This window comes from Flavobacterium sp. Root935, assembly GCF_001429295.1.
GTDB lineage: Bacteria > Bacteroidota > Bacteroidia > Flavobacteriales > Flavobacteriaceae > Flavobacterium.
The window spans coordinates 1,001,596-1,021,620 of record NZ_LMJL01000012.1 but is presented as its reverse complement, the minus strand read 5'-3'; the positions used below and the strand labels follow the sequence as shown (position 1 = coordinate 1,021,620).

The 20,025-nt window shown below is 31.9% G+C and carries 17 protein-coding genes; 12 read left to right on the top strand and 5 right to left on the bottom strand.

Going from position 1 to position 20,025, the window contains the following annotated elements; genetic code table 11:
- Positions 1 to 78: 78 nt before the first annotated feature.
- Both ASE40_RS19125 and ASE40_RS19120 read right to left on the bottom strand, forming a co-directional pair.
- Positions 79 to 1,197: a hypothetical protein gene (locus ASE40_RS19125; RefSeq protein ID WP_057118779.1), complete on the bottom strand. Its 1,119-nt coding sequence runs from the start codon at positions 1,195 to 1,197 to the stop codon at positions 79 to 81.
- Between the two features lie 45 nt (positions 1,198 to 1,242).
- Positions 1,243 to 2,208: a transporter gene (locus ASE40_RS19120; protein ID WP_057118777.1), complete on the bottom strand. Its 966-nt coding sequence runs from the start codon at positions 2,206 to 2,208 to the stop codon at positions 1,243 to 1,245.
- A gap of 123 nt (positions 2,209 to 2,331) precedes the next feature.
- Between ASE40_RS19120 and ASE40_RS19115 the strand changes: the two genes are divergently transcribed.
- The 5 genes from ASE40_RS19115 to ASE40_RS19095 all read left to right on the top strand — a co-directional run bounded on the left by ASE40_RS19115 (position 2,332) and on the right by ASE40_RS19095 (position 8,715).
- The gene (locus ASE40_RS19115) at positions 2,332 to 2,613 is read left to right on the top strand and encodes a DUF4834 family protein (RefSeq protein WP_057119860.1); all 282 of its coding nucleotides are present in this window, start codon (positions 2,332 to 2,334) and stop codon (positions 2,611 to 2,613) included.
- A gap of 48 nt (positions 2,614 to 2,661) precedes the next feature.
- Positions 2,662 to 5,115, top strand: a complete 2,454-nt coding sequence (locus tag ASE40_RS19110; protein WP_057118774.1) for a YfhO family protein — start codon at positions 2,662 to 2,664, stop codon at positions 5,113 to 5,115.
- Between the two features lie 64 nt (positions 5,116 to 5,179).
- Complete coding sequence (locus ASE40_RS19105) at positions 5,180 to 6,469, top strand: glycosyltransferase family 4 protein (RefSeq protein ID WP_057118771.1); 1,290 nt, start codon at positions 5,180 to 5,182, stop codon at positions 6,467 to 6,469.
- A 46-nt stretch (positions 6,470 to 6,515) separates the two neighbouring features.
- Complete coding sequence (locus ASE40_RS19100) at positions 6,516 to 7,985, top strand: polysaccharide biosynthesis C-terminal domain-containing protein (RefSeq protein WP_057118768.1); 1,470 nt, start codon at positions 6,516 to 6,518, stop codon at positions 7,983 to 7,985.
- A 379-nt stretch (positions 7,986 to 8,364) separates the two neighbouring features.
- Positions 8,365 to 8,715: a hypothetical protein gene (locus ASE40_RS19095; RefSeq protein WP_317039113.1), complete on the top strand. Its 351-nt coding sequence runs from the start codon at positions 8,365 to 8,367 to the stop codon at positions 8,713 to 8,715.
- An 87-nt stretch (positions 8,716 to 8,802) separates the two neighbouring features.
- On the opposite strand, the gene uvrA is transcribed toward ASE40_RS19095, so the two are convergent.
- Entirely contained in the window at positions 8,803 to 11,598 is a 2,796-nt protein-coding gene (gene uvrA / locus ASE40_RS19090; RefSeq protein ID WP_057119858.1) for an excinuclease ABC subunit UvrA, read from the bottom strand.
- 541 nt (positions 11,599 to 12,139) lie between these two features.
- Here uvrA and ASE40_RS19085 point away from each other — a divergent pair.
- From ASE40_RS19085 to ASE40_RS19080, 3 genes are all read left to right on the top strand, one after another.
- Complete coding sequence (locus tag ASE40_RS19085; protein ID WP_057118765.1) at positions 12,140 to 12,724, top strand: RNA polymerase sigma factor; 585 nt, start codon at positions 12,140 to 12,142, stop codon at positions 12,722 to 12,724.
- A 50-nt stretch (positions 12,725 to 12,774) separates the two neighbouring features.
- Positions 12,775 to 12,918 carry a hypothetical protein gene (locus ASE40_RS22150; protein WP_166669294.1) on the top strand — a complete coding sequence of 48 codons (144 nt, stop codon included), beginning with the start codon at positions 12,775 to 12,777 and terminating at the stop codon, positions 12,916 to 12,918.
- A gap of 583 nt (positions 12,919 to 13,501) precedes the next feature.
- Positions 13,502 to 14,566, top strand: a complete 1,065-nt coding sequence (locus ASE40_RS19080) for a tetratricopeptide repeat protein (protein ID WP_057118763.1) — start codon at positions 13,502 to 13,504, stop codon at positions 14,564 to 14,566.
- Between the two features lie 44 nt (positions 14,567 to 14,610).
- Here ASE40_RS19080 and ASE40_RS19075 read toward each other — a convergent pair whose 3' ends face one another.
- Positions 14,611 to 15,288, bottom strand: a complete 678-nt coding sequence (locus ASE40_RS19075; protein WP_057118761.1) for an endonuclease III domain-containing protein — start codon at positions 15,286 to 15,288, stop codon at positions 14,611 to 14,613.
- A gap of 119 nt (positions 15,289 to 15,407) precedes the next feature.
- On the opposite strand from ASE40_RS19075, the gene bcp reads away from it, so the two are divergent.
- Complete coding sequence (bcp, locus tag ASE40_RS19070; protein WP_057118759.1) at positions 15,408 to 15,860, top strand: thioredoxin-dependent thiol peroxidase; 453 nt, start codon at positions 15,408 to 15,410, stop codon at positions 15,858 to 15,860.
- Positions 15,861 to 16,685: 825 nt separating this feature from the next.
- On the opposite strand, the gene ASE40_RS19065 is transcribed toward bcp, so the two are convergent.
- Positions 16,686 to 18,146, bottom strand: a complete 1,461-nt coding sequence (locus ASE40_RS19065; protein ID WP_057118757.1) for a hypothetical protein — start codon at positions 18,144 to 18,146, stop codon at positions 16,686 to 16,688.
- A gap of 90 nt (positions 18,147 to 18,236) precedes the next feature.
- Here ASE40_RS19065 and ASE40_RS19060 point away from each other — a divergent pair, with 90 nt between their 5' ends.
- The 3 genes from ASE40_RS19060 to ASE40_RS19050 are packed head-to-tail and all read left to right on the top strand — an operon-like array spanning position 18,237 to position 19,978.
- Complete coding sequence (locus ASE40_RS19060; protein ID WP_057118754.1) at positions 18,237 to 19,001, top strand: MBL fold metallo-hydrolase; 765 nt, start codon at positions 18,237 to 18,239, stop codon at positions 18,999 to 19,001.
- A gap of 12 nt (positions 19,002 to 19,013) precedes the next feature.
- Positions 19,014 to 19,517: a hypothetical protein gene (locus tag ASE40_RS19055; protein ID WP_057118752.1), complete on the top strand. Its 504-nt coding sequence runs from the start codon at positions 19,014 to 19,016 to the stop codon at positions 19,515 to 19,517.
- 44 nt (positions 19,518 to 19,561) lie between these two features.
- Complete coding sequence (locus ASE40_RS19050) at positions 19,562 to 19,978, top strand: hypothetical protein (RefSeq protein WP_241774394.1); 417 nt, start codon at positions 19,562 to 19,564, stop codon at positions 19,976 to 19,978.
- Positions 19,979 to 20,025 lie beyond the last annotated feature (47 nt).

The window sequence follows — 20,025 nt, the reverse complement described above, 5'->3', positions numbered from 1 at the left end:
TTCACAAATTTTTATTGAGTACTTATCTAAAACCATATTGTACTAAACTGAACACTTAAAACTGCGACTGAAAACTAATTAAAGATTCTTCAAATAAGTCTTTCTCTGACAGTGAATAACTGGATCAAAGTTTTTCCAAAGCAAATGAATCGCATTGTTCTCTAATAACTCTGGAGTTCTAATACAATTTCGAATTCCTTTTTCTGAAAATGTTTTATAATATTCATCAAAAATAATTGCCGTAACCCCCTTGTTTTGATAATCAGGATGAACTCCGATTAGGTAAAAAACAACATCTTTACTATGTTTTTTGGCTTTCAATAATTGTAAAAAACCAAACGGAAATAATTTACCTTTTATTTTTTGTAAAGCTTCTGTAAAACTTGGCATTACAATACTAAAGGCCACTAAATTGTCATCTTTGTCAACAACGAATTTTATATATTCCGGATTGATAAAACTGATATATTTCTTTTTAAAATATTCTTTTTGAACGTCTGAAATTGCTACAAACGATGCAAGGTTGGCATATGTTTCATTAAACAAATCAAACATTTTGTCTACGTGAGGCATAATGTCTTTTGTCTTAGTAAAATTAAGTGCTCGCAGTTCGTAACGTTTTTTAATTAAAGCCTGTGCTTTTAAGAAAAACTCCGGTTTTACATTCGAAAAAGGAAATATACTCTCGATATATTGTTTCTCAACTTGAAAACCTAACTGCTCTAAATGAGTTACATAATAAGGATGATTGTACCAGGTAATCATTGTCCCGACTTGATCGTAACCTTCTGTCAGAAGGCCAACCTTGTCGAGATTAGAAAACCCCATTGGGCCTTCTGCATGTTCTAAATTATGACTTCTTCCTAATTCAAAAACCTTTTCAAGCAAAGCTTTTGTTACTTCAATATCATCAATTACATCAAACCAGCCAAAACGTACTTTTCTCTTATGCTGATTGTTAACTTCAGACCAATTGATAATAGCAGTGATACGACCAACAATTTTATTGTCTTTGTAAGCCAAATAAAAATAAGCTTCAGCATTGTCAAAAGCTGGATTTTTGGTTTTATCAAAAGATTCCAATTCGTCTGCAATAATTGGCGGTACCCAATACGGATTATCCTTGTATAATGAGAAAGGAAATTTAATGTATTCGGTTAATTCTTTTTTGCTTTTGGCTTCTTTAATTGTAATCATTCAAGTGGTATTGAGAGTCTCTTTTAGTTGAGTTGTGTTATTATTTTATTCGTATTTAGCTTTACGTCTTCTTTCTTTTTCTTGGTAATCCACATTTTTTTCATTTTCAGGATTCTTCTTTGCTTTTTCCTGAGCTTTATTTAATGCTTGTTTATCTTTGTACCATCCATCATAACGCCATGATATTCCCACTCCTCCATATAAAACAGACGGTGTATTCTTAAAGTTAGTACTTATAGAGGCATCAACCTGCATGTTTGGAGAAAGAAGATAAGCAGCTCCGCCTCGAACAATTGCATCGCTGTAAAAATCACTTTTATAGCCTTGATTTTCAACAAAACCAGACCATTTTTCGTTAAATCCGTGTGTCAAAGTTAATACATATCCGTAACTTGGATAATCAGTTCCAATATAATCAGCAATAATATTGGTTACAAAAACCCATTTTCCTCCTCCAAATAAGTTTTGGGTAATCAAAGAAACTTTTGGGGAAATCGCTCCATCAGGAGAGAAATAATATGGATTATCAGCCCCAACAAAATTTGCTCCTGCAAATATAGAAACTGCCGGGATTAATTCACGCCAATTAAAACTATGATTGGCTTTATAGCTGTAGATGTTTACTTCTCTTTTATTTTTGTAAGGATCGTAAATAAGATATTTGGCACCTAAGACAGTCTGCCTGAAATTATTTTTTTTGTAGCTGGTAAATGGAGTGTCAAAATTTTCCATTTGATATTGAACATCAAGAACAAATTCTAATTGTTCAAAAAAAGCACCGTATCTAAGCGAAAAGTCGGTTCCAAAACCGCTGGCATCATAATTTAATAGATCATGTTTTTCCTTGATGCCGTAAACTCCTAATTCGGCTTGGATTACTGATTTTCCAACACCGTATGCGGACATAGTTTCGCCTGGGCGATTTGAGTTGATGACATCAGTATATTGTGCAAAAAACAATTGTGGAATAAAAAAAAGTACCGGGGCAAGTAAGTTTTTAATTTTGAACATATAATTTTTTTTGGATTAAAATATAATAACGCATATCAAATGTACATATTTTATTATTTATTTAAGATTCATATTTTATTTTTAAACAACGGATTTATTAATTTTGGAAAAAATTTTACAGTTATGCAAGAAGCATCATTTTCAGGTTTAAGATTAATTATTGGCATTATTGCCTTTTATTACATTTTTAAATTCTTAGCTAGAATCTTTTTACCAGTTTTGGTGAAAAAGGCTGTTGAAAACGCAAGTCAAAATTTTCAGAGACAACAGCAATATCAAAGCAATACTTGGCAGAATAATAATAACAATACTAAAGACGAAATAATTATTAATACTGCAAATGCTAAAAACCCGCGCGAAACCAAAAAAGTGGGAGAGTATGTTGATTACGAAGAAATAGATTAGATTTGTGTCCTGAAAATTTAGGATCATTTTAACCCAAACCAGCCAAAATTGAAAATAGTAAATAAGTTCTATCCGCACGCCCTTGTTGTACTGGGCTTTATCCTTGTATCATTAATTTATTTTTATCCAGTTCTGCAAGGAAAACAAATTTTCCAATCTGATATTGCTCAATACACCGGAATGGCAAAGGAGCAAAATGACTTTAGAGCTGTGGAAAATGCTGAACCTTATTGGACAAATTCAGCTTTTGGTGGTATGCCTACTTATCAGCTTGGAGCAAATTATCCAAATGATTTTGTTGGAAAGATAGATGATGTACTGCGTTTTCTGCCACGTCCTGCAGATTATTTATTTTTATATTTTCTTGGTTTTTATGGTTTGTTATTAGTTTTAAAAACCGATCCTTTAAAAGCTTTTATTGGAGCCATTGCGTTTGGTTTTTCTACTTATTTAATCATTATTTTAGGAGTTGGACACAATGCTAAAGCTCACGCTATTGCGTATATGCCTTTGGTAATTGCTGGTTTTATACTCGTCTTTCAGAAAAAATATGTCTGGGGAGGTTTGCTCACCATGTTTGCAGTGGCATTAGAAATTAATGCCAACCACTTCCAAATGACCTATTATTTATTGATTTTCTTATTGATACTTTCAGGTTATTTTGCTTTTGATTTCATTAAAAATAAAGAATATAAGCCGCTTTTAATTTCAATTGGTACTTTGATTGTTGCGGGGATTTTTGCAATTGGAGCCAATGCAGGAAATTTATTAGCAACTAGCGAATACGCAAAATATAGTATCAGAGACAAAAGTGAGTTGACTTTTAATCCAGATGGATCTAAAAATGAAACCACTGCGTCAATGACAACGGATTATATTACAGAATATAGTTATGGTATTGCGGAAAGTTTGAACTTAATTGCTCCTCGTATTTTTGGAGGTTCAAGCCATGAAAATGTAGGTACAGACAGCCGAATGTATGAATTCATGCTGGAAAAAGGCGTACCAGCCAGTCAAGCACAAGATTTTGTTTCAGCAATGCCTACTTACTGGGGAGATCAGCCAATAGTTTCTGCACCAGCCTATATTGGAGCAGTAGTGTTCTTTTTGGCAGTTTTAGCGTTGTTTATCGACGAAAGAAAAATCAAATACGTGTTTTTAGCAGGAGCTTTATTTACACTCGTACTTTCTTGGGGAAAAAATTTCTCATTACTGACAAATTTTTTCATAGAGTATGTTCCAATGTACGATAAGTTTAGAGCCGTTTCTTCTATTCAAGTCATATTAGAGCTGTGTTTTCCTGTTCTGGCTGTTATGGGTTTACAATCCTTTTTTAAAGCTAAAGATGAACCGAAATTGCAGCAAAAAGCATTAGTTCAAACAGGAGTTTTTGGTTTAGGAATTCTAGTTATTTTGCTCGTTGCTAAAGGCTTTTTCCATTTTACAGGAGCAAGCGACCAATATTTCCTAGAAAGCTACGGACCAGAATTTGTTGATGCGCTGAAAGAAGACAGAATGACAATGTATTACGCAGATTTATTAAGATCTGGATTTTTAATCGTAGTTACTTTTGTAATTCTTTGGATGTTTATTAAAAATAAATTTTCACAGACAACAACTTTAATAATAGTTGGAATCGTGATGATTTTCGATTTGTTTTTTGTGGACAAAAAATATGTTTCGGCTAAAGATTTTGTAAGCCCAGTTCAAATTGCTGCGCCTTTTCAAGAAACACCTGCCGATTCTCAAATTTTAAAAGATACATCAATTTACCGTGTTTTTGATCTTCAAGGGCAATTACAAGGAAGATCTTCATATTTCCATAAAACAATTGGAGGATACAGTGCCGTAAGGCCTAGAAGAATGCAGCAGTTGTATGATTACCAAATTGCTAAGAATAATTTAGAAGTGCTTAATATGCTAAATGTTAAGTATGTAATTCAAGTGGATAAAGAAGGAAACCAGATTCCGACTCAAAATCCAGATGCTAACGGAAACGCTTGGTTTGTAGGTTCTGTAAAATTGGTCAACAAAGCAGACGATGTCATGAAAGCGCTTAATAGTTTAAATACTAAAAAAGTCGCAGTTTTTAATGTTCATGAACATGAAGGTAAATTTAAAAACGCTCGTTTAAAGAAAGCTTGGGATACAACAGGAACAATAAAAGTAGTTACTTATAAGCCGAATTACATCAAATACAAATCTGAAAATAAAGGAGATGGCTTAGCTGTATTCTCTGAGATGTACTATAAAAATGGCTGGAATGCTTATGTAGATGGTAAATTGACAGATCATTTTCCTGTAGATTATGTTTTAAGAGCAATGGAAATTCCTCAAGGAAAACATACTATAGAGTTTAAATTTGAACCTCAAGTTATTAAAACTGGAGGAACAATTACTTTGATTAGTTCAATTGGAATGTTACTGCTTTTAGCTGGAGGAATTTATTTTGAAAAATTTCGTAAAGATTCAAAAAGTAATAGCGGAGATACTCAAAAATAATTTAAAATCTTTGTGACACTTAGTGGATACTTTGTGAATCTCTGTGGAACTGAATAAATCCTAAATGGAACAAAAAAAGCTCTTAATAATTACCTATTACTTTCCGCCCGCTGGTGGACCTGGTGTGCAACGCTGGTTGAAATTTGTGAAATATTTACCAGAATTTGATGTGCAGCCAATAGTTTATGTTCCAGAAAACCCTACATATCCAATTGTTGACGAAGGTTTGGTCAGTGAAATATCAGACAAAGTAATTGTTCTAAAGAATAAAATATGGGAGCCATACCAATTGGCTTCTGTTTTTTCAAAAAATAAAACTAAAAAAATTAGTTCTGGTATCTTTCCGCAAAAGAAAAAACAGACATTTTTAGATAAGACCTTTCTCTGGGTTCGAGGAAATCTTTTTATTCCAGATGCCCGCGTTTTTTGGGTAAAACCATCAGTGTCTTATCTTGAAAAATACATTCAGGAGAATAATATCGATACCATTGTAACTTCTGGTCCGCCACATAGTTTACATTTAATTGGTTTAGAATTACAGCAGAAATTAAAAGTAAAATGGTTTGCCGATTTTCGTGATCCCTGGACAACGATTGGTTATCATAAAGCACTTCGCTTATCTTCTTACGCTGAAAAAAAGCATAAAAGTCTAGAGCATAAAGTCCTTAATTCTGCTGATGAAATTATTGTAACAAGCAAAACCACAAAAACAGAGTTTGAGGCTATTACCAACAAGCCAATTACAGTAATTACAAATGGTTATGATGTCGAAACTGTCGAAAAACAGACTTTAGACAGTAAATTTAGTTTAGCTCATATAGGTTCTTTTTTATCAGACAGAAATCCGCCATTTTTGTGGGAGGTTTTGGTTGAGTTGCTAAAAGAAGTTCCAGAGTTTAAATCACATTTAGAAATCAAACTTATTGGTGCAGTAAGCCAGGAAGTGCTAGACGCAATAAAAGACCATCAATTAAATGATTATTTAAATTTGCTGGGTTATGTCTCCCATCAGGAAGCAGTTGCACATCAAAGAAAATCTCAGGTTTTACTTTTAATAGAGATTAATTCTGAAGATACTAAAAGCATTATTCCTGGAAAATTATTCGAATACATGGTTTCAAATCGTCCAATTATCGCTATCGGACCGCAAGGTTCTGACTTTGCAGATATTGTGACGCAGACCAATACAGGAGTATTTTTTGATTATTCTGAAAAAGCGAAGTTAAAAAGTGTAATTTTGGACTTTTTTAATCAGTTTTTGGAAGGGAAATTACAAGCACACGGAATTGGTTTACAGCAATATTCCAGAAAAAATTTAACCAAACAGTTAGCACAGCTGATTAGTAAATCATAGATTGTAAAAATCTAAAATCTAAAAATCTAAATTCAGAAATCCAAACATGGGTATTGTCTTAAATCAGTCTTTTAAAAATACTGTAATTACATATATTGGCTTTGGCATCGGAGCCATTAATACACTTTATTTATATCCAATTTTCCTTGGAGCAACCTTTTATGGTTTAACTAACTATATAACTTCAAGTGCAAATGTTATAATGCCTTTGTTTGCTATTGGAATGCAAAATACATTAGTAAAGTTTTATTCTCAATACAAAACCGAGGAAGAAAAATCTCAATTTTTATCTTTTACGGTCTTGTTTCCGATTCTATTAATAATTCCGCTCTTATTAATCGGACTTTGTTTCTATGATGAAATTTTGTTCTTTTTGTCAAAAAAGAATGCAATTGTAAAAACTTACGTATGGTTGATCCCGTTTATCGGATTGACTATGGCGTATTTCGAAATTTTTTATGCTTGGGCACGTGTTCATATGCATTCTGTTTTTGGAAATTTTATTAAGGAAATTGGTTTACGATTGTTTTCCTTATTCTTATTGATAGCGGTTTACTATAATGTACTCAGTGTTGAAGGATTTGTATATGCAACTGCAGTATTATATTTATTAGCATTTTTAGTTACCATGTTTTATGCTTTTAGTGTAAAAAAACCGCATTTTCAGATTGCTAGACCAAAAAACACAAAAGATATACTCGTTTATACATTTTATATTATTTTGTCGGGAAGTGTCGCTAATTTACTATTAGACGGAGATAAAATGATATTGAATCAATATATGATTATCGATAACATTGCATTTTATTCTGTGGCAACTTATATTGCTTTGGTAATTTCGGTTCCAAGCCGTGCGATGCACCAAATCGTTTATCCGATTACGGCTAAATTGATGCACGAAAACAAACACGATGAATTAAACCAGCTTTATAAAAAGACATCTATAAATCTGCAAATGGTCGGCGGATTTGTAATGCTATGTATTTTTGTTAATATTAATCAATTGTACGAATTAGTTCCAAAGGAATACAGCGGCGGAATTGCAGTTGTATTTATGATTGGTCTTTCAAAATATTTTGATTTGATTTTAGGAAACAATAATGCCATCATATTCAATACCAAATATTACAGAATGGTTTTATATTTAGGATTAATGCTAGTTGTTCTGACAATAGTTTTGAACATGATTTTTATTCCTATTTTCGGAATTTTCGGTTCTGCTTTTGCAACCCTTTTGTCTATTACTTTGTATAGCTTGGCAAAACTACTTTTTGTGGTTAAAAAACTTCATCTTTATCCTTTTACCAAAGAGACAATTTATTCGATACTTTTAACTTTCGCATTGTTTTTAGTATTTTATTTCTGGGAGTTTCCTTTTTTCCAGTTAATAAGCATTGCCCTAAAATCTATTTTGGTAACGATTGTATATGTGTATCTGAATTATAAATTTAAAATCTCTCCAGATATCAATAATGTAATTGATACAATTTTTAAAAAGATAGGAATTAAAATCTAATACCATTTTTATATTGATTTTATCAAAGAATAAGAGGTCGTCTTAATGATTAATATCAGTATATTCTTTCTTTTTTGTTTTTGGATAGAAAAAATCAGATGCTTCATATCATTTCCTTCTATAAAGGCATTTCACGAATGTAAGACCTCATGTAAAGGATTATGAATAAATTCTTACTTCATTGTTTTTGATGCATAAAGTTAATTAATTGAAAACGAGTGATTAATTTTTAAATTTTAACACTTGAATATTTTGTAATTAATTTAATAAAAATTAACTTTATCATGAAAGTTTAGCATTACTTTCATGCAATTGCAGTTTTTTTTCTAACAAAATGATGAAATGTAGGTATTTTTTTATTTTTTAGAATTCAATAATTTTGCAAGAAATTACAAATAAAGTATTAGAATTAATTGTAGTATTAATAATTATGAAAGACAATCATCTCAGCCAAGAACAAAGCATGCAGGTATTTTCTAATATGATATCAAATAAAGTTCATAATGGATTTACGCTGGAAGAAAGAAATGATAAATTGCTTTTCGCAGTTTTATCTAAAGGAGGTAAAGTGGTTAACCACAGTTTAAATTTCATGATTTTTTGTTTGACTCTTGGACTATGGTCATTTGCTTGGCTATATCTTACAATTGAGGCTTCAAAACAAAAAAAGATTTTAGTAGCTATTGATGAAGACGGATTTCCTTTTGAGGAAAGATGTTTAGTAGCTTAGCATTGAAAAAAACAAAAAAAATAAAAGCCATAAATACAACTTAATCAACTGTATTTATGGCTTCATTATTTTTAGGAAATATTTCTCCTATAATTTATCTTTTAGATAAACTCCTGTAACTGATTCTTTTACTTTTACTATATCTTCTGGTGTTCCAGAAGCAAGAAGATACCCGCCATTTTCTCCACCTTCAGGACCTAAATCCAAAATCCAATCGGCACATTTAATTAGGTCAAGATTATGCTCGATTACAATAATAGAATGTCCTTTATCAATTAAGGCATCAAACGAAGCTAAAAGTTTTTTAATATCATGAAAATGAAGACCAGTAGTTGGTTCATCAAAAACAAATAATGCCTTATCCTTTGTTGCTCCTTTTACTAAAAAAGAAGCTAATTTGATACGTTGTGCTTCACCGCCAGAAAGAGTAGAAGAAGATTGCCCTAATTGTACATATCCTAAACCAACATCTTGCAGCGGCTGTAATTTCTGCGTAATTTTAGATTGTTTATTTTTTTCGAAAAAAGCAATTGCATCATCAATAGTCATGGTTAGAATATCATTGATGTTTTGATTATCAAAAGTAACTTCCAATATTTCTTTTTTGAATCGTTTTCCGCCACAAGTTTCACATGGTAATGAAACATCGGCCATAAACACCATTTCGACGTTTATAGAGCCTTCTCCTTTACAAGTTTCGCATCGGCCTCCATCAACATTAAAAGAAAAATGTTTGGCCTGATATCCTCTTATTTTAGATAATTTCTCTTTTGCATATAAATCTCGAATATCATCATAAGCTTTAATATACGTTACAGGATTTGAACGTGAACTTCTCCCAATTGGATTCTGATCTACATATTCGATATGTTTGATTTGAGAAAACGAACCTGTAAGCTCAGTAAATTGACCAGCTTTTTCAGAAGCGCTTTCTAGTTTTTTCTGCATTGCCGGAAACAAAATCTTTTTGATCAAGGTACTTTTTCCGCTTCCAGAAACTCCTGTAACAACAGTTAGTACATCTAAAGGAAAAGTAACATTGATGTTTTTTAAATTGTTTTCGCGCGCTCCAACAATGTCAATATGATTTTTAAACTTCCTTCTTTTCTTAGGGACAGAAATTTCTAAATCTCCGTTGAGATATTTAGCGGTTAACGATTCAGATTTTAAAATTTCATCATAAGTTCCCTGTGCCACAAGATTTCCTCCAAAAGTTCCTGCTTCGGGACCAATATCAATAATCATATCAGCCGCTTTCATAATATCTTCGTCGTGCTCCACTACAATCACGGTGTTTCCTAAATCGCGAAGAGAAAGTAAAACTTTTATAAGACGTTCAGAATCTTTAGGATGAAGACCAATACTTGGTTCATCTAAAATATACATAGATCCAACTAAGCTGCTTCCTAAAGAAGTCGCAAGGTTAATTCGCTGGGATTCACCACCAGAAAGTGTTGCTGAATTTCGGTTTAAAGTAAGATAATCTAATCCGACTTCGGTTAAGAATGACAAACGATTATTAATTTCAACCATTAAACGTTTTGCAATCTGCTGTTCGTAAACATTTAATTCGATGTTTTTAAAGAAAGTAACCAAATGTTTTATTGGCAAATCAACTAAATCAGAAACTGTTTTTCCGTTGATTTTTACGTAAGATGCTTCTTCGCGCAAGCGTTTTCCTTTACAAACATGGCATTTTGTTTTGCCACGGTAACGCGATAACATTACACGGTTTTGAATTTTATAATTCTTCTCTTCTAATTCTCTGAAGAAATCATTAAGCCCTTGAAAATATTGATTTCCTGTCCAGATTAAATCTTTTTGTTCATCAGTAAGTTGAAAATAAGGTTTGTGAATAGGGAAGTCAAACTTATAAGCATGTTTAACCAATTCGTCTTTATACCAGCTCATGCTATCACCTCGCCAAGGATAAATGGCGCTTTCAAAAACTGATAAGGAAGTATTTGGAATGACCAAATCGGCATCAATACCAATAATATTTCCGTAACCTTCACAGACTGGACAAGCTCCATAAGGATTGTTAAAGCTGAATAAGTGAACATTTGGCTCTAAGAAATTGATTCCGTCCAGTTCAAATTTATTCGAATAAGAAAATCTTTTATCAGAATTGAGTTCTTGTAAATAACAAATGCCTTTACCTTCAAAAAAAGCTGTTTGCACGGCATCCGAAAGTCGGTTATAAAATTCCTCTTCTTCCTTTACAATGATACGATCAATAACCAGCAGTATATCTTTGTTATCAAATTTATGAAGATCTGAAGGAGTAAATTCATCCAGACGAACCATTTCATTATCAACAAGAATACGAGCAAAACCTTGCTGCAGTAATACTTTTAATTTGTCTTCTAACTGTCTTCCTTCTTCTAGATGAATAGGAGAGAGCAAAAGCCATTTACTGTCAATTGGCAGAGTTTTTACATCAGAGATAACATCTGTTACAGTATTTTTTTTGACTTCTTGTCCAGAAATAGGAGAGTATGTACGTCCAATTCTGGCAAACAAAAGTTTAATATAATCGTAAATTTCTGTTGATGTTCCAACAGTCGAACGTGCGTTGGTTGTATTTACTTTTTGTTCAATAGCAATTGCAGGGGCAATTCCTTTAATATATTCAACTTTAGGTTTGTCTAAACGACCTAAAAACTGTCGTGCATACGAAGATAAACTTTCGACATAACGCCTTTGTCCTTCGGCATATAAAGTATCAAAAGCTAAACTCGATTTTCCTGATCCAGAAAGACCTGTTATAACAACAAGTTTGTTTCTCGGAATAACCACATCTACATTTTTTAGATTATGTACTTGTGCTCCTTTTATTATAATATTTGATTTTGGGTCTGTTTTAGAAAGATCAATTTGCATAAAAAAGTCAATTTTTACAAAAGTAATCAATTTTGAATTGGATTTTGTTAAGGACATAGTTCCAAATTTTAACTATTTTACCATAATGTCAAAGCATTGCAAAACTCCTTTAAATAAAGGTGATTGGAGAAAATTGAGAATTATTTTTAACAATTAATTGAATTAAAACCGCTAAATAGAAAAAATATTTATATATTGGGATCAATTAATCAAGAAAAAAATTGTAATTTAAATCTGGTTTTAAGTTAAAATATCATCTTATTTAATTTATTGTAAGGTATTTACGTCTGTTTACAAAAGCAATTCATTTGTTTTTAATTTTGTAGATTTTTAGCCTTTTCAATGTAAATTTTAAGTTTATTTTACTTTAATAAATGTTTTACTAATAATTATTGGCAATTTAATTTGCTTTTTAAAATAATTATTTGTTAAATTTGGCCAAAATATTAACACAACTCAAAAAAGATTCGCCTATATAATAAAACTACTTTTTAGAAAAAATTACTCCAAATTTTAAAACAGAAACTAAAAAAGTAGTATTATGGCTGATCTGCATATTCCAGACGCTCTATTAGTTAAAAATTATGTTGACGGCAGTGAAGCTGCACTGGCAACATTAATAAAAAGGCATGAATCTAAGATATATGGTTTTATATATTCTAAGATCGCTGATAGAGATATTTCAAATGATATTTTTCAAGATACATTTATTAAAGTTATTAAAACTTTAAAAAGCAATTCTTATAACGAAGAGGGTAAATTCCTTCCTTGGGTAATGCGTATTTCACATAACTTGATTGTGGATCATTTTCGCAAAACCAAAAAAATGCCAATGTATAGAGAAACAGAAGAGTTCTCTATTTTTTCGATAATGTCAGATGATGCTTTGACTATTGAAGGCAAAATGATTGTGGACCAAGTTGAGATTGATTTAAAAAAACTTATTGAAGAACTTCCAGAAGATCAAAAAGAGGTATTGGTAATGCGTATGTATCAAGATATGAGCTTTAAAGAAATCTCTGAGATTACAGGTGTAAGTATCAATACTGCATTAGGAAGAATGCGTTATGCTCTAATGAATTTGAGAAAAATAATTGATAAACATCAAATTATTTTAACCAACTAATACTATTTTGGAAATTAGCTCGTTATACTAGTATAAAACATTTTTACAGTATGGCGAAAATTTACTCAAAAAAAGCATTAGCTTCAAAAAATCTTAAACCTAAAAAAGAAGTCGTTTCTTTCTTATTGAATTATTCTCAAGCCTTGACTGTGGTTAAGATTGAAGAAAAAACTTTTGAGATTATAGCTAATTAAACACCCCGCTGCTCCTGTCGGATGTTTATTAAAATAAAACCAAATGGTCGTTTTGGTTGAAAAGCTCACTATTCGTATGTAAATACTAATAGTGAGTTTTTTTATGTGAAATAGTGAAGTAATTTCTTTATGCACAAATTCAATTTTCGTGGAATAAATTTTTTATAAGTTTTTTATATCACTTTTTAGCAGTTTTGTTAAAATTTAATATTTTGACCCGATTTTATATGTTTATTTAATTTTTAATTTTATTTTAGTTAAAAACTAATTTTATATTCATTAAAAATGAATTTTTGAAGTATTTTTCGTATTGAAACATTTGCTTCAATTTATAATTTAAAATATCAATTAATTAAAAATTAAATACTTAACCCAAAACCAGATTAAATATGGAGAAAAACTACCCTGCTTTATTTTGTTAAGTTTATTGTCTTTTGATTTTTGAGCATAGAATATTTGAGCCAGAAAATATTTTTTGCCAGAATAGTTCAGATAATTTTTAAACCAATTTAATTATCTGCTAAAAACTATCTATCAATAATAAACATGAAAATCATTTAATCAACCAAAACTTAACCGCAAAATGAAAGAGAAATTTAGAGTGCTGTCATGCCTTCTTATGATAAGCATTGGCGTATTTGCCCAAAAAGAACGAATTAAAGAAGCGCAATCTTTGTATGATAAAGGAAAAAGCGAGGAATCTTTAGCTATTTTAAACAAAACAGAATATCTTATTTTAAATGCTCCAGATGAAGATAAATCTGATTTTTACTTCTTAAAAGGAAATGTCTTAAAAGATTTAGCTATAAAAAATATTGATGCAGCCAATAATTTTACAATGGCAGCACAAGCTTATCAAGATGTATTTTTATATGAGAACGAATCAGGTAAATTTAAATCTACTGTTAAAGCTAATATGGCATTAAAAGATATGAAAGCCAGTCTTGTAAATGGCGCAATGGAAGATTTTAAAGCTGGTAAATTTAAAGAAAGTGCTGAGAAAAGTTATAAGGTATACTTATTTGATAAAAAAGATACCCTGAATTTAGTAAATGCAGCAGCCTCTTCTATAAATGCTAAAGATTACAACTCTGCAATCACTTATTACGAATTACTGAAAAAGATTAATTTTTCTGGAAAAGGAGTTTTATATTACGCGACAAACAAGAAGACAAAAGAAGAAGATGTTTTTATTTCGCCAAAAGCAAGAGAATCAGCTATTCAGCAAGGACTTTATGAAAAACCAAGAACAGAATCAGTTCCTTCTAAAAAAATAGAAGTTAATAATAACTTAGCATATGCTTATCTTGAAAACAAAGATTACCCAAAAGCAGAGGCGGTTTATAACTATGTTTTAGAGTTAAATCCGAATTATGTTGATGCGTATATAAATTTGGCTTACTTAAAATTGCAGATGAAAAAAGATTTAGCTGAAGAAATTTCATCCCTAGGAACTTCTCCTGCAGAAATGCAGAAATATGATAAGCTAAATGCTAGAAAAGATGATATTACAAGAAGTGCAATCCCGTATCTGAAAAAGGTTCTGACTTTAGAACCTAAGAATCCAGATGCCACAAAGACATTACTAGGTGTTTATCGATCTCTTGATATGACAGCAGAATATAATGCCTTAAAAGCGGGAATGTAGTTTTTTAAGGTACAAAGTTACAAAGAAGCAAAGGCACAAAGTTTTTATTTTGTGTCTTGTTTTTTGGAAGGTTTTGGATTTTCCATTTCTTCAATGATAGATTTCTTTCCGATTGTTTTTGTGATGATATCTTTTTCTAAACTCCATCCTCTAGCAGGTGAATATTCACGTCCGTACCAAATAATCTGCAGATGCAAGTCGTTCCATAATTCTCTTGGGAATAGTCTTTTAGCATCTTTTTCCGTTTGAGCCACATTTTTTCCGTTCGATAAGTTCCATCTGTACATTAATCGATGAATATGGGTGTCTACAGGAAAAGCAGGAACTCCAAAAGCCTGAGACATAACAACACTTGCTGTTTTGTGGCCGACTGCAGGTAAAGCTTCAAGTGCTTCAAAACTTTGTGGAACCTCTCCGTTATATTTCTCAATTAAAATTTCTGATAATCCGTGAATTCCTTTTGACTTCATTGGAGACAAACCACACGGACGAATAATTTCCTTGATTTCCTCCACAGACATTTTAACCATGTCATACGGATTATCAGCTTTTGCGAATAATATGGGAGTAATTTGATTTACACGCACATCGGTACATTGAGCAGAAAGCAAAACAGCGATTAAAAGTGTATAAGCATCTTTATGATCTAGCGGGACAGGTATAATAGGGTAGAGTTCTTTTAACGTATTTATAACAAATTGTACGCGAGCTTCTTTATTCATTTCCGTAATTTTAATCCCGTAAAAATAATGAATTCTAAGTTATGAGTTAGATTTGCGGGTTATAAGTTATCTTTGATTTTTAATCTAAATTCTAAAAGTAACAATCTAAAATAAGAAATATGACAACATTAAAAGCAGGAGATAAAGCGCCAAGTTTTTCGGGAGTAGATCAAGATGGAAAAGCGCATAAACTGGCAGATTATGCTGGAAAAAAATTAGTGGTTTTCTTTTATCCAAAAGCAAGTACGCCAGGATGTACAGCTGAAGCATGTGATTTGAGAGATAATTTTGAGCGTTTTAAAGCTAATAATTATGAACTTTTAGGTGTTAGTGCCGATAGTCAGAAAGCACAGTCTAAATTTAAAGATAAATACGAATTTCCTTTCCCTTTAATTGCAGACGAAGATAAATCGGTTATCAATGCATTTGGAGTTTGGGGACCAAAAAAATTCATGGGAAAAGAATACGACGGAATCCACAGAACAACTTTCGTAATTGACGAAAAAGGAATTATTGAAGAAGTAATAGAAAATGTAAAAACAAAAGAGCACGCCTCTCAGATTTTGAAGTAAATTTTTTGTTTCAGGTTTTCTTTGTTTCAGGTTTCATGTTAATTTTGGCGTGTGAATTTTTTAACGCAAAGCACGCTAAGTTTTTTATTTTATCTGTGGCGTTTATAAACACAAAGTTCGCAAAGCTAATTCAACACAAAGCTTTGCGGACTTTGCGTTTTTCTAAAACCCAGCTTATTGNTATTTCAAGTTTTTCATCTGGCAAAGCTAAATCAGCACAAAGCTTTACGAACTTTGTGTTTTTCTAAAACCTAGCTTAGCAAAAAATCTTAGTGTGCTCTGTTGTAAAATTTTATTTCAAGTTTTATCTGGCAAAGCCAAAATCAACACAAAGCTTTGCGGACTTTGTGTTTTTCTAAAACCCAGCTTATTTAAAAAATCTTAGTGTGCTCTGTGGTAAATTTTATTTCAAGTTTTTTATCTGGCAAAGCTAATTCAACACAAAGCTTTGCGAACTTTGTGTTTTTCTAAAACCTAGCTTATCAANTATTTCAAGTTTTTCATCTGGCAAAGCTAAATCAGCACAAAGCTTTACGAACTTTGTGTTTTTTTAAAACCTAGCTTATCAAAGAATCTTAGTGTGCTCTGTAGTAAAATTTTATTTCAAGTTTTATCTGGCAAAGTTCAATCAACACAAAGCTTTGCGAACTTTATGTTTTTCTAAAACCTAGCTTATCAAAAAATCTTAGCGTGCTTTGCGTTAAAAAATTAAACCGCAAGATCAATATGAAACTTAAAAAAAGTTTTTCACCCTGAGCGAAGTCGAAGGGCACGCGTTAAAAACAAAAAAAGTCCCAAAAAGAAATTTCATTTTGGGACTTTTTATTAAGCATTTTGTTCAAGCTCTTTTTGCGGATGATATCCAAAAAGATGATGCTCTTTTATAATTTCAGCAACACCAGAAGGAAGCATTGGTTCCCAGCCGGTTTTTCCTTGTCCGATCATTTTTAGTACTTCACGAGAGAATACATTCAATATATTTGGGTTATAATCCTTAATGTCGACAACTTTACCGTTGAATTTAAAGAATTTGTACAATTCTTTCATTCTAGGATGAACTTTTAGGTTATCAGAAGTTATAATTTCACCATTATCGCCGAGCATTGGGTATAAGAATACTTTCATATCACGATAGAATAGTTTTCCGAAAGCTTCCAAAATTCCACCACTTAAATGACGATAGTATTTCTCATCAAAAATATCAACAAGGTTGTTTACACCCATTGCCAATCCCATTCGGGCTTTGGTATAATTAGAAAAATACTCAACCACTTTATAATATTCCTGAAAATTAGAAATCATAACAGTTTGGCCAAGCGAACAAAGTAATTCGGCTCTGTCCATAAAATCCCTTTCATCAATCTCACCGTCTGAACGTAAGTTTGAAAGTGTAATTTCAAAAATAACAAGTGTATTATTCTTCTCAACTTTACTCTCTTCGAGAAACATTTTTAATGATTTCTCATACATATCCAGATTTACGTTTGTAACCGGACGGAAACTTCCTCTAAAAGCAAGAAGATTTTTTTTGTATAAAACAGCTGCTGGTAAAACATTCTTTCCGTCTGGATTGAACATTACGGCATCTGTCATTCCGTTTTTAACCAATTGCAAACTCATCAAACGATTGTCAACATCGGCAAAACGAGGTCCAGAAAAGTTGATAGTATCGATTTCTAATTGGTCTTTATCTAAGTGATCGTATAAGTAACGAAGTAATCGTTTTGGATCATTGTATTTGTAAAAAGCACCGTAAATTAAGTTTACACCTAAAATTCCTAGTGTTTCTTGTTGCAGTCTAGCGTCAGTTTCTTTAAAACGAATGTGAAGAATAATTTCGTTATAAGCTTCGTCTGGTTCAATTTGGTATCGAATTCCAACCCAGCCGTGACCTTTAAATTGTTTAGCAAAATCTATTGTGGCTACAGTATTGGCGTAACTAAAGAAAAGTTTTGTTGGGTGTTTTTCTCTGCTTAAACGCTCTTCGATGATCTGTCCTTCATGGGTAAGCATTTTTTTTAAACGCTCTTCGGTCACATATCGTCCATCGCTTTCCACTCCATAAACCGCATCACTAAAATCTTTATCATAGGCAGACATTGCTTTTGCAATTGTTCCCGATGAACCTCCGGATCTGAAAAAATGTCTAACAGTCTCTTGTCCAGCACCAATTTCAGCAAATGTTCCGTAAATATTTTCGTTTAAATTAATACGTAAAGCTTTGTCTTTTATAGAAGGAATCTGTTCGATGACCTTGTCACCCTTGAGTTTTATTTCTGTACCCATTTTGTTTTAAATAGATTTGTTACAAAGTTAGTAAATTAGGCTTCTAATGAAAGAGAAATAATCCTATTTTTGTAAAAAAATTAAGTTCAATTGAAGGTTTATTTTTTAGGTACAGGTACTTCTCAAGGCATTCCGATTATCGGGATCGATCATCCAGTTTGTAAAAGCACTGATGCTAAGGATAAAAGGCTTCGTGTATCCATCTGGATTACATGGGGCGAGCATTCTTATGTCATCGATTGCGGACCAGATTTTAGACAGCAAATGCTTTCCTGCGGCTGTAGAAAACTCGACGCAATTCTATTTACTCACGAGCACGCAGACCACACTGCTGGTTTAGACGATATACGTCCGTTTAATTTTAGGCAGGGAGAAATTCCTATTTATGCTCATCAACGCGTTTTAGATAATCTAAGACGTCGTTTCGATTATGTTTTCGAAACAGTAAACAAATATCCTGGAGCTCCAAGCGTTAAAACAATCGAAGTGCAAAATAATGCGCCTTTTGCAATTGGAGATAAAATGGCGATGCCAATAAATGCTATGCATGGCGATTTGCAGGTTTTTGGATACAGAGTAGATGATTTTGCATATTTAACAGATGTAAAAACAATCGAACAAGCTGAAATTGATAAACTGAAAGGCTTGAAAGTATTGGTTGTAAATGCTTTAAGAGTTGAACCTCATGATACGCATTTTAACTTGCAGGAAGCACTAGATTTTATTAATCTCGTTAAACCCGAAAAAGCTTATTTAACGCATATTAGCCACGTTTTAGGTTTTCATGAAGAAGTTCAAAAGAAACTTCCTGAAAATGTTTTTCTGGCTTACGACAATTTAGAAATTACAATTTAATTATACCACAAAATGAAAAAATCCTTAATGCTTTATCTTCTGATTTTAGCCGTTTTAATGAATGTCTTTACTTATGCTTTTTACAATAGTGAAGTAAAATTTGCGGAAAATAGATACGATAAAACAACTAAGAAACTAAGAGACAGCATCAATCTAGTAAAAACAAAATTGGCCGAAGCTGATTATTTTTCTTTAGAACATAACGAAAATGCTCAAAACTACTTTGACAACAGTGCTTCTGGCGGAAAAGTAATTTTGTATGAAAAACTGATTCCAGTTGTTACGGAGAAACTATTAGATTTCAATGCAAATCCAAAAGGGAATCCGTATACAGGTCAAGATCAGATTGGTCCAAATAAATTTATCATCAACAAAGTTAAAATTTTAAACCACCGTTGGATAATTGCTGATTACAGTAATGGCGAATTATGGGGAGAAGTCTTGTTAAAATATTTTGTTGATAACGATGATAATATTACTTTTGAAGTAAATCAAACTTGGTTATATCAAAAATAGTATTTTATAATCCTATTTTTTTTGACCTTTAAATCAATAGGATTATGAAAAAGATGTTTTTGTTTTTGATTATGGCGAGCGCGTTTTCCTGCGCCAAAAAAGTTTCTCAGGAAAATGTAAATACTCCAAAAGAGCCGGTGAAAGAGACTGTTGTGGGAGCAGATGCCGATTCTCACGGTTGTAAAGCTTCTGCTGGATATACTTGGTCAACTCTTAAAAAAGAATGTATCCGAATTTTTGAAGGAACAAAACTGTCACATTATGATGATGGTAAAACATACACTACTGCATCATACGTAATTTTCGATGGAAACAAAGCTGAACTTTTTCTGGACACTCAAAAAGAATCCATCATTTTAGAAAGAAAATCTGAAGGCGATTCTTGGGTTAACGGCGATTGGCAGTTAATTCCTTGGAAAGGTTATGTTTTGAAGAAAAACGGAAAGATTTTTTATACATGAGAATAAAGTTTACAGTTTTCAGTCGCAGTTTTCAATCTTAACAAACT